The following is a 10,881-nucleotide window of genomic DNA, read 5'->3' on the forward strand; positions in this document are numbered from 1 at the left end:
ATAGCTGTTTCAACATAAATAATTCTTATCATTGATCGCTTTTAGCGATCTATAGGGATGGTTCGATCGTTTTAAACGATTTTATTAAAGCTAAAACGCTATCTATTATTTCTAAGTTTTAACCTTCTGTTATGACATGAAATTTTTATTAAAAACATTGTTTTTAAGGGGTTCCTGCGCACTAAAAAAAGGTGAATGAGGAACACTTTTTATTGTTACAAGGAGTATGGAAATATGAGTAACGTATTACGAGCCATTTCAGCCTATCCGAAAAGGAAAAAGGTTGCGCTGTCGCTTTCTATTGCGCTTTTGGGCAGCTTTTCGGCCCATTCGGCAACGCTTAACGTTGACGGTACGACAGAAAGCAGCAGCGGTAACGCAAGCTACACCAATACGTCAGTTTCTCCAGCGATACGAGTCACCGGCGGTGGGCAATTAACGTTGAATCACGATACAACGGCCAATACTAACGCCCCTACGGCCAAAGCCATTGTCGTCGATGGGAATAGCGCATCGTCGCTTACCGTTAACGCTCCGCTGAGTATTGATCTGGGAAGCAATACGGATACCGTTGGGCTTAGGGTCGATAAAGGAACGTTTACCGTGATGAACGGAGGTTCACTCGTTATCAATTCTACGTCGACAGGGACGATGGGAACGTCTGCCGTAGGGGTTGACGCCAGAGATGGCGCCACGGTTAATTTGGGAAGTGGCGCTATCATTACGACCGGCTTGGCCGGCTCTGAGCTACCGTCGGGATTCGGCATCCGCGTACAGAACGGCTCTGCGGGAGCAAACGACACTAAAGTAACGGCGAACAACGTACAAATAAGCACCGGCGGTAAAGAGTCCTACGGGCTCTGGGTGTGGAACTCGGTTCCTGCGACGGGTTCGGCCAACACAAAAGACGGTTATATCATACTGACCGGCGAGAACAACGCGATAGAAACCCATGGCGATGCTTCTCACGGTATGGCTACAGGGACGACAAGCCACGGAATGTCCCACATTCTTATTGGCGATGCGCTTGCGCCTTCCTCTGTCTCGGTGACAACGCATGGTAACGGCGCCCATGGCGCGTCTGCCGCCGTCAATACCGAAATTGTTCTAACCGGAGACAAACAAAGCATAGTGACGCAGGGCAACAACGCCTACGGCATCGTCGCCGATGCTTCTTTAGCTTCCAGCTCGGGCGTTAGTCCAACAATAAAAATTGACGGCAATGCCCACAGGATTGAGACATCAGGTTCTCAGTCTCACGCGATTTATGTCAATAAAGGAGGGCTGGTTTCTATTTCTAATACCGGTACTGTCAGCGGCAGCGACAGTGCGATTAAAGCAAACGGCGCGGATGCTCACGCGGTATTTGCCGTTGGACAAAAGAGCAGCGGAGATCGAACCTCTGTCATTAATATTACCCAATTTGGCGGCATGATTGAGAGCGCACAGGGAGATGCATTCAACGCGCAAGGTTCCGCTATTAGTGCAAATTTAAACGGCGTTAACGTTAGCGCGACGAACGGTAAACTCATTAACGCAACGATCGTACCAAAGAGCTCCGCTTCGGGTCTTGATGGAACGATTGGCAGCTCGGTTAGCCTGATTGCCGATAATGCCAGCCGCCTGGTCGGCGACGTTTATGCCGATATAAAAAGCAGTGCGAGCGTATCGCTCAATAATGACTCCGTTTGGTTGGGAAGCGCGCAAAACGCCAAAGTGACCACCGCTGGCGGCGGGCAGTGGAGAATGACCGACAGTTCTGCTGTTACCGAGTTAAGCAACGGCGGCGTTACCTCATTTGAAAACGATCCCAACAGCCCTGCTGTGACAAGGTTATTCCGTACGTTAACGGTAAGCAATTCGCTCAGTGGAAACGGTACGTTTGTCATGCGGGCCAATTTACAAAACGGAAGCGGCGACAGGCTTATTGTGAACGGTACAACGTCCGGCAGCCATACGTTGAACGTACTTAGCGATGGAAGTCAAAGTACTCACGGTACGGAAAGACTGACGCTGGTTGAAACCGCCGACGGCGGCGGTAGCTTTACGCTAACGAGCGGTACGGTAGATATGGGGGGATATACTTATCAGCTGCAGAAAGAGGCTAACGGTAAAAACTGGCAACTGGCCGCCGCGTCAAGCGGCGGTGGAAATAGCGGAAGCAACGGCGGCTCCCCTACGCCGGGTGGAAATGGCGGTAATAAAGCCCCCATTACTTCAACGGCTGACGCCGCGGCCAACTTTATTAATGCCAATTACTTAATGAGCTACGCTGAAACACAAACGCTGTTGCAGCGCATGGGCGAATTACGTCAGGACAAGGGGCAGGGCGACTTTTGGGCGCGAGGTTTTGCGGGGCGATTTGATAATTTCGCTAAAGGGCAGCTTAGCGGCTTCAATATGAACTACCACGGCTTTCAGCTAGGTAGCGATATAAGGCTCGATGCTCAGGATAACGATATTTATCTGGGCGTCATGTTCGGCGCATCCAACGCGAGCCAGAGCTATAAGCAGGGCGATGGCGGCCTTAATGCGCAGAGCTTTGGCGCCTATGCTAGCTATATGGACGCCAGCGGGCTCTATTTTGACGGATTGATTAAGTATTCGCGAATGAAGAACTCGTTTAACGTGACTGACAGCAGCAGCCAGCGCGTCAGCGGAGACGATTCAAGCAACGGCTTTAGCGCCTCATTAGAAGCCGGAAAACGCTTTTATTTTTCGCCGGATGCCGACGGCGTTTATCTGGAACCACAGGCGCAGCTCAGCTTCTCCTATCAGGATGATATGACGATAAAAGCCAGTAACGGTCTGATTATCGACACGGACGCCTATCATTCCACGCTTGGCCGCGTGAGCGCGCTTGTGGGCTATAGCGCCAATAGCGGGATGCCGGTTAATGTCTATCTAAAAACGGGCTACGTGACGGAGCTTGACGGCCGAGTTAGCTATCGGCTCAATGACGCCAAGGAAAGTCACGTTAACCGTGGGGGATGGTGGAATAACGGCATTGGCGTGACAACGCAGCTAAATAACCAGCACAGTTTTTATTTGGACGCTGAAAGCTCGACCGGACACCGGTTTAATCAACGTCAGATTAATGCAGGCTATCGCTTTAGCTTTTGATGAGTAGGGCTCAATAGTAATGAAACAAGGGACGCCGTTCAGAGAGCGTCCCTTGTTATTTATCCATAAGCGAGAATAAATAAGCTACTTGCCGTCTCCCAGCGTCTCTTCAAGGTCCGGCACTCTGTCTGAAGGCTCCGGCACTTCGTCCATCCAGGCGGATATAAGCCTGTATGATACCGCCAGCACGACGGGGCCGATAAACAGGCCAATCATGCCAAACGCCAACAGGCCGCCGATAACGCCCGAGAGAATAAGCAGCAGAGGCAGGTTCGCGCCCATACGAATCAGCGCCGGACGCAGGAAGTTGTCCAGTGAAACGACGACGCAGCTCCAGACCAGCAGCACCGTTCCCCAGGTGTTGTCACCGCTCCAGTAGAGCCAAATCACCGCAGGGAAAAGAACCAGGCCGGGGCCAATCTGGGCCAAACAGCAGATGACCATCAACACGGTCAGCAGCGTTGCATAAGGAATGCCAGCAACGGCGAGCCCGATGCCGCCCAGCAGCGCCTGAACCATTGCCGTAACCACGACGCCGAGCGCAACGGCGCGAATCGCCTGAGCCCCCAGAATCACCGCTGCCTCTCCGCGCTCTTCCGCCAGGCGCAGTGCAAAATGTCGAATGCCTTTAGCGACCGCTTCGCCCTTGGCGTAGAGGATGGCGCTAAAGACCACCATCAGCGTGCCGTGCAGCACAAAGCTTCCCACGTGGGCGGCCTGAGACACAAACCAGGTCGTTGCCGCGCCGGCATAGGGCTGCACCTTCGCGACCAGCGATTTTCCGCCGTCGGAAATCAAACTTTGCCAGCCATGATGAAGGCGCTCGCCAACCATGGGAACGTCTTCCAGCCAGTTGAGGCTTGGAATGTGCCAGTTCTGAGAGTCGCCCAGCCAGCTGACAAGTTGGCCGCTGTTATCGACAATGCTGTTGATGACCAGGCTGAACGGCAGTACGAACAGCAGCACCAGCAGCAGCGTCATAATCACAACGGCCGGCGACCGCTTGCCGCCGGTGAGCTTTTGTACGCGCAGCAGCAGCGGCCAGGTCGCGATGACCACCATTCCTGCCCAGGCAAAGCCGAGTACGAAGGGGCGGATTACCCAAAGGCTGGCAACGATAAGTATTGTGATAAACAGTACGCCAAACATCAGGCGGGCAAGATCTAAGCGCTTTTGTGGTTGAGTCATGAACCATACTCGTTGTAGATGAATGGGTTATTGTTGATATTATCAACGATAGGCGGTACTTGCGCCACCGTAATTCATGACGGGAAAAAATTCTCCTTTTTGCCATAATGTTAATGATGTGTTGTTTCAAGGTTTAATGCTGAATGGCGTCGTTTTGTCACCGGGATAATTTTCTCTACGGGCTACGCAAACGGCGGCAGCGTGTGCTAGTCTGCGGGATTGGGTAATGTTTTAAGAATGCCTCGTTAAACCTGTCGAGGCAGATGAATAGATAAGAAAAAAAGAAGAGATTAACGGCAATGATTCCTCAGCTCAAACAGGCGCCGGGCGTCGATGCACTGGTGAACGCGTATTTAGCGGCGCTGAAGCGCTCAGGCTTTAGCGGCGACGTAGCGACGCAGTTTGCCGATCGCCTGACGATGGCGACCGACAACAGTATTTATCAGCTTTTGCCTCAGGCGATCGTTTTCCCCCGTTCTACCGCTGACGTGGTGCTGATTGCGCGCACGGCCAGCGCGGATGAATACCAAAGCCTGCGCTTTACGCCCAGAGGCGGAGGTACGGGAACCAACGGGCAGTCGCTAAATGACGGCATCGTGGTGGATATGTCCCGCTATATGAACCGCATTCTGGAGCTGAACACGGAAGAAGGGTGGGTTCGGGTTGAGGCCGGCGTGATTAAAGACCAGCTCAATCAGTACCTCAAGCCCCATGGCTTTTTTTTCTCGCCGGAGCTTTCCACCAGCAACCGCGCCACGCTCGGCGGCATGGTCAATACTGATGCGTCAGGACAGGGCTCGCTGGCCTATGGCAAAACGTCCGATCACGTTTTGGGGCTGCGAAGCGTGCTGTTAAACGGCGAACTGCTTGATACGTATCCTATGCCGGTTGCGCTGGCCGAAGGGCTGGCGGCGCAAAAGACCCGCGTCGGCGAGGTTTATCGCACCGTAATGGAACGCTGCCGAACCCAGCGCCAGCTGATTTTGGACAAGTTTCCAAAGCTGAACCGCTTTCTGACCGGCTACGATTTGAAGCACGTCTACAGCGACGACCTGCAAACGTTCGACTTAACCCGAATCTTAACCGGTTCTGAAGGTTCTTTGGCGTTCATCACCGAAGCCCGCCTAAATATCACTCGCCTGCCGTCGGTTCGGCGGCTGGTTAACGTCAAATATGACAGTTTCGATTCCGCGTTGCGCAATGCACCGCTGATGGTCGAGGCCAAGGCGCTTTCTGTCGAAACCGTAGACTCCAAGGTGTTTAACCTGGCCCGCGAGGACATCGTTTGGGAGTCGGTAAAAAATCTCATTACTGACGTGCCCGGTAAAGACATGCAGGGCCTTAACATCATTGAATTCGCCGGCGACGATGAGGCGCTTATCGCCCGTCAGGTAGAGGCGCTTTGCGCCAGGCTTGACGAACTGATGGAAAATAGCGAGGCCGGCGTTATTGGCTACCAGCTGTGCAGCGACTTGGCCGACATTGAGCGCATTTACGGCATGCGTAAAAAGGCGGTAGGCCTTTTGGGTAACGCCAAGGGCTTGGCAAAGCCGATCCCTTTTGCAGAAGACACCTGCGTTCCTCCCGAACACTTAGCCGACTATATTGCGGAGTTCCGCGCGCTGCTGGACGGCCACGGCTTGGCCTACGGCATGTTCGGGCACGTTGACGCCGGCGTGCTGCACGTTCGCCCCGCGCTCGACATGTGCGATCCGCAGCAGGAACGCTTGATGAAGCAGCTGTCCGACAGCATCGTCGCGCTAACGGCCAAGTACGGCGGATTGTTGTGGGGTGAGCACGGTAAGGGCTTCAGGGCTGAATACAGCGCCGAATTCTTCGGTGAGGAACTCTATGCAGAGCTTCGGCGGATTAAAGGCGCTTTCGACCCGCTTAATCGCCTTAATCCAGGGAAAATCTGTACGCCACTGGAGAGCGATGCGCCGCTGTTGAAAGTGGACGCCGTTAAGCGGGGGACCTACGATCGGCAGATCCCTTTAGCGGTAAGAACGTCGTTTAAAGGCGCGATGGAGTGCAACGGTAACGGCCTGTGCTTCAATTTCGATGTGAACAGTCCGATGTGCCCCTCGATGAAGGTCAGCGGCGATCGCGTTCATTCGCCGAAGGGGCGCGCGACTCTGGTAAGAGAATGGCTGCGCCAGCTGGCGGAGGCGGGCGTAGATCCGTTGGAGATTGAGCAAAAGCTGTCGCAGCGGCGCTTGAGCTGGCGCGAGCTTTTGGCCAAAACGCAAAACGCCTTGGCTAAGCATAAGGGAGAGTATGACTTCTCCCACGAAGTTAAAGCGTCGATGTCCGCCTGTCTGGCCTGTAAGGCTTGCTCGACCCAGTGCCCGATAAAGATTGACGTGCCTGCCTTCCGCTCTCGCTTTTTACAGCTTTACCACACCCGCTATTTCCGCCCGGCCAGAGACTATCTGGTGGCGTCGGTTGAGAGCTACGCGCCGCTGATGGCCAAGGCGCCCAAGGTGTTTAACTTCTTCATTCGACAGCCGTGGATGCAGGCCATTGGCGCAAAGGGCATCGGCATGGTCAACTTGCCGCAGCTGTCAACGCCTACGCTGAAACAGCAGCTGCAGGGGCACCGCGCCTGTTCTATTACGCTGGAACAGCTCGAAACCATGGCCGTCGAACAGCGTCAGCGTCACGTGCTGGTGGTTCAGGATCCGTTCACCAGCTATTACGACGCGGCGGTAGTGGCCGACTTTGTCCGGCTGATAGAGAAACTGGGCATGACGCCGGTACTGCTGCCGTTTAGCCCCAACGGCAAGGCGCAGCATATTAAGGGCTTCCTGCGGCAGTTTGCGCAAACCGCTAAACGCACGTCAGAAGCCTTAAACCGAGTGGCAAGGCTGGGGATCCCCATGGTGGGAGTCGATCCGGCGCTGGTGCTGTGCTATCGAGATGAATATAAACAAATTCTTGGCGAAGCTCGGGGCGAGTTTCAGGTTCTTCTCGTGCATGAGTGGCTGACGGCTAATCTTCACCTGCTGCCGGAAAAGGCCGTAGCGGCGGAGCCGTGGTATCTGTTTGGCCACTGTACCGAAAGCACCGCGCTACCGAACAGCGGCCGACAGTGGCAAGGCCTGTTCGGTCGAGTCGGCGCTACGCTGAATACGATAAATTTGGGCTGCTGCGGCATGGCGGGAACTTATGGCCATGAGGCCGACAATGCCGAAAATTCGGCGGCGATTTACGCGCTGTCCTGGCAAAAGGCGCTGGCGGGTAAAAGCGCAAGCCGCTGCCTGGCGACCGGCTATTCGTGCCGCAGCCAGGTGAAACGGTTTAATCAGGTTGTGTTAAAGCATCCGCTCCAGGCGCTGCTGGAGCTGGTTTAATTGATGAGATGAGGTAGTGCAGTATGTGGAAACGCCAAACGACGCTGGAGGCGCTAAACCAACTTTCCAAAGGCACGATGATGGAGCATATCGACATCGTCTTTACCCAAATCGGGCCGGATTTCCTTGAGGCGACCATGCCGGTCGACCGACGCACCACGCAGACGTTTGGCCTGCTGCACGGCGGCGCGTCCGTCGTTCTGGCTGAAACTATCGGCTCGGTAGCAGGTTATCTTTGTACCGAGGGCGACAGGCTGGTTGTCGGCGTCGAAATTAACGCTAACCACGTCCGCTCCGCGCGCCAGGGGCGGGTGCGCGGTGTCGCTAAAGCGGTGCATTTGGGGCGTAGCCAGCAGGTATGGGATATCCGTATTTACGACGAAGCCGACAAGCTGTGCTGCATTTCCCGGCTTACAACGTCCGTTTTGGATAAAAAGGCCGATTAATTCAGGAGACGACGCTCAAAAAAAGGTGGTCTACGTGGAGAAGATAACCGGTAAACAGCTGTTGGTTTCTCAAGCAATACACGCCTGGCAGCTGGACGGCAAGGGGGGCGTACTCCCAATTACGGACGACACGGTGGCGTCCGGCTCTATGCCGTGCTGGCTGCATTTTGACTATGAGCAGCCGGAAAGCCTGGCCTGGTTGAACGCGACCGAGCTGCTGCCGGAGTCCTTTAAGGATGCTCTGGCGGGAGAAAGCTGCCGCCCCAGAGTTTCACGCCAGGGCGAGGGGACGCTTATCGTCTTGAGAAGCGTTAATCTGAACAATGAGTCTTTACCCGATCCGCTGGTTACGCTGAGGGTGTATTTAACCGAAAGCCTGATCGTTTCGACTCGCCATCGACCAATCCACGCCATAGACGAAGTCGGTCAGGACTTGATGAACCACAGCGGTCCGACGCACGTCGGCGGTTGGCTGGTTGATATTCTTGATGCGCTGACCGACAGGGTGAGCGACTTTATTGACGATATTCACGGGCGCGTCATTGAGCTGGAAGACGGCCTGCTGGAGCAAGAAGTTCCTGAACGGGGAGAAATTGCGCTGATCCGTAAGCAGCTTATTGTGTTACGTCGTCACTTAATGCCGCAGCGCGACGTTTTCTCTCGCCTGGCCAACGAACGCTTTCCCTGGATGAGCAATGAAGACCGCCACCGCATGCAGGATATCGCCGAGCGGCTGGGAAGAGGGCTTGACGATCTCGACGCCACGATTGCCCGCACGGCGGTGATTGTCGATGAAATTAACTCGCTGCTGGCGGACGCCATGAACCGCCGAACCTACACCATGTCGCTGATGGCGATGCTGTTTTTGCCGGCGACGTTTCTTACCGGCCTGTTTGGCGTCAATCTGGGCGGGATCCCGGGGGGAGATAAAGGTAACGCCTTTGCCATTTTCTGCCTGTGCCTGGGGGTTCTTGGCGGCGGGGTTCTCTGGTGGCTTAAGCGGAGCAAGTGGCTGTAGCCCGACGGTAAAAAAGGCGGAAATCCGCCTTTTTTCTTTTCAACCCGACGCTATTTAACTTCAACGACGTTAATACCCAGCTCGTTTTCATCCTGAGCCTCAAAGCCTGCGGGATGCAGAGGCAGTTCTTCTCTGTCGAACGCCAGATCGCCGCCGTCGGGAAGATCCATTCCCTGCTTTATTGCCGTGAAGTCAAACAGCTCGCGGTCGCACAGGTGCGACGGCACGACGTTTTGCATGGCGCTGAACATGGTTTCAATACGGCCAGGATAGCGCTTGTCCCACTCTCTGAGCATCTCTTTAATCACCTGACGCTGCAGGTTGGGCTGGGAGCCGCATAGGTTGCAGGGGATGATTGGGAACGCCTTGGCGTCGGCATAGCGCTCGATGTCTTTCTCGCGACAGTAGGCCAGCGGGCGGATCACGATGTGCTTGCCGTCATCGCTGATGAGCTTGGGCGGCATGCCCTTAAGCTTACCGCCGTAGAACATGTTTAAGAACAGCGTTTGCAGCATATCGTCGCGGTGATGGCCCAGCGCGATTTTGGTTGCGCCAAGCTCCGTTGCCGTCCGGTAAAGAATGCCGCGGCGCAGGCGTGAACAGAGCGAGCAGGTGGTTTTTCCTTCAGGGATCTTCTCTTTTACGATGCCGTAGGTGTTTTCTTCTACGATTTTGTACTCAATGCCGAGGGTGGACAGGTATTCCGGCAGAACGTGTTCGGGAAAGCCGGGCTGCTTTTGGTCCAGGTTGACGGCGATAAGCTCAAATTTTACCGGGGCGCTGCGCTGCAGGTTTTGCAGGATGTCCAGCATGGTGTAGCTGTCTTTACCGCCTGAAAGGCACACCATGACGCGATCGCCTTCTTCGATCATTGAGAAATCCGCAATGGCTTCGCCTACGCCGCGGCGTAACCGCTTGTGCAGTTTGTTCAGATTGTATTGCTGTTTTTGGTTTAGCGTAGCGCTTGTGCTCATGACGTTGACTCTGTTCAAAATACCCGGCCGGCGCGGTGGCCGCACGTAAACAATGGGCAGCTATGGTACGGATTATTGCCCTCGTTGTCACTCGCTCATGATGGAGAGAGCGCTTTGTCGTTTTCCTCTTGGTTCTTGTTCGTGCTTATCAAAAGAAAGGCGCTAATAAAAAGCCGGGAATAGCGAGCGACGATTAAATAATCAAAAAAAAGAAAGCTGACTGAACAAATAACGTACGAAAAATAGCGCAAATATAATAATAACTGTCAATTATACCAGTGATGTAAATTTTTCAGATGTATTAAAATCGACAAAGCCAATACAGAGATTCTAAGAAAAATAATGCCGGAATATTCGGCGATACGGTGTTCATTTTTATGAGACGAGTATACGCATGCCGAAGGCGCTTGCTTTATAGGGATGCAATCAGCGGTCAGGGTTGGGAAAAGGAGATGGAAGATGGTAACTATCGAAGTCACATGCCGTCACTGCCATGAGACAAAGCCGGTAAGAAAGCACGGTAAAGGCCGAGGAGGCTATCCTCGCTATTTTTGCAATAACTGTAAGCGCACTTTTCAGCTTTCCTATTTATATCGCGCTCATCAGCCAGGGATGAAAGAAAAAATTCTTGAAATGACCGCCCAGGGCGCAGGGATAAGGCAAACGAGCCGAACGCTGAAAGTCGGGCTTAATACCGTTATGAGATATTTGAAGGCCTCAGAAGGCGAACTTAGCCATAGCGGCTGAGATATGATGGGTTAATTTGTTAAAACGGGCGC

At 53.9% G+C, this 10,881-nt stretch carries 7 protein-coding genes; 5 read left to right on the forward strand and 2 right to left on the reverse strand.

Annotation, left to right across the window (positions count from 1 at the left end; all coding sequences use genetic code 11):
• The first annotated feature begins 234 nt into the window (after window positions 1-234).
• Window positions 235-3,123 carry an autotransporter outer membrane beta-barrel domain-containing protein gene (locus G544_RS0102405; protein ID WP_027273105.1) on the forward strand — a complete coding sequence of 963 codons (2,889 nt, stop codon included), beginning with the start codon at window positions 235-237 and terminating at the stop codon, window positions 3,121-3,123.
• Between the two features lie 84 nt (window positions 3,124-3,207).
• Here the strand turns inward: G544_RS0102405 and ydiK are convergent, their stop codons facing one another.
• A complete protein-coding gene (ydiK, locus tag G544_RS0102410; RefSeq protein ID WP_027273106.1) occupies window positions 3,208-4,311 on the reverse strand; it encodes an AI-2E family transporter YdiK in 1,104 nt (367 codons plus the stop codon).
• A gap of 299 nt (window positions 4,312-4,610) precedes the next feature.
• On the opposite strand from ydiK, the gene ydiJ reads away from it, so the two are divergent.
• The 3 genes from ydiJ to zntB are packed head-to-tail and all read left to right on the forward strand — an operon-like array spanning window position 4,611 to window position 9,128.
• Window positions 4,611-7,664, forward strand: coding sequence for a D-2-hydroxyglutarate dehydrogenase YdiJ (gene ydiJ, locus G544_RS0102415; RefSeq protein WP_027273107.1), 3,054 nt, complete (start codon window positions 4,611-4,613; stop codon window positions 7,662-7,664).
• A 23-nt stretch (window positions 7,665-7,687) separates the two neighbouring features.
• Entirely contained in the window at window positions 7,688-8,110 is a 423-nt protein-coding gene (locus tag G544_RS0102420) for a hotdog fold thioesterase (RefSeq protein WP_027273108.1), read from the forward strand.
• 34 nt (window positions 8,111-8,144) lie between these two features.
• Window positions 8,145-9,128 carry a zinc transporter ZntB gene (zntB, locus tag G544_RS0102425; RefSeq protein ID WP_027273109.1) on the forward strand — a complete coding sequence of 328 codons (984 nt, stop codon included), beginning with the start codon at window positions 8,145-8,147 and terminating at the stop codon, window positions 9,126-9,128.
• A gap of 50 nt (window positions 9,129-9,178) precedes the next feature.
• Here zntB and ttcA read toward each other — a convergent pair whose 3' ends face one another.
• Entirely contained in the window at window positions 9,179-10,102 is a 924-nt protein-coding gene (gene ttcA, locus G544_RS0102430) for a tRNA 2-thiocytidine(32) synthetase TtcA (protein ID WP_027273110.1), read from the reverse strand.
• 459 nt (window positions 10,103-10,561) lie between these two features.
• Here ttcA and G544_RS0102435 point away from each other — a divergent pair, with 459 nt between their 5' ends.
• Window positions 10,562-10,849 carry an IS1-like element transposase gene (locus G544_RS0102435; RefSeq protein WP_027273111.1) on the forward strand — a complete coding sequence of 96 codons (288 nt, stop codon included), beginning with the start codon at window positions 10,562-10,564 and terminating at the stop codon, window positions 10,847-10,849.
• The last annotated feature ends 32 nt before the right edge of the window (window positions 10,850-10,881 follow it).

It is taken from the genome of Leminorella grimontii ATCC 33999 = DSM 5078 (assembly GCF_000439085.1).
In the GTDB taxonomy this organism is placed as follows: Bacteria; Pseudomonadota; Gammaproteobacteria; order Enterobacterales; family Enterobacteriaceae; genus Leminorella; species Leminorella grimontii.

Coding starts and splice junctions, on each gene's coding strand:
- G544_RS0102405 (WP_027273105.1), top strand. CDS start 235: ATGAGTAACGTATTACGAGCCATTTCAGCCTATCCGAAAAGGAAAAAG.
- ydiK (WP_027273106.1), bottom strand. CDS start 4,311: ATGACTCAACCACAAAAGCGCTTAGATCTTGCCCGCCTGATGTTTGGC.
- ydiJ (WP_027273107.1), top strand. CDS start 4,611: ATGATTCCTCAGCTCAAACAGGCGCCGGGCGTCGATGCACTGGTGAAC.
- G544_RS0102420 (WP_027273108.1), top strand. CDS start 7,688: ATGTGGAAACGCCAAACGACGCTGGAGGCGCTAAACCAACTTTCCAAA.
- ttcA (WP_027273110.1), bottom strand. CDS start 10,102: ATGAGCACAAGCGCTACGCTAAACCAAAAACAGCAATACAATCTGAAC.
- G544_RS0102435 (WP_027273111.1), top strand. CDS start 10,562: ATGGTAACTATCGAAGTCACATGCCGTCACTGCCATGAGACAAAGCCG.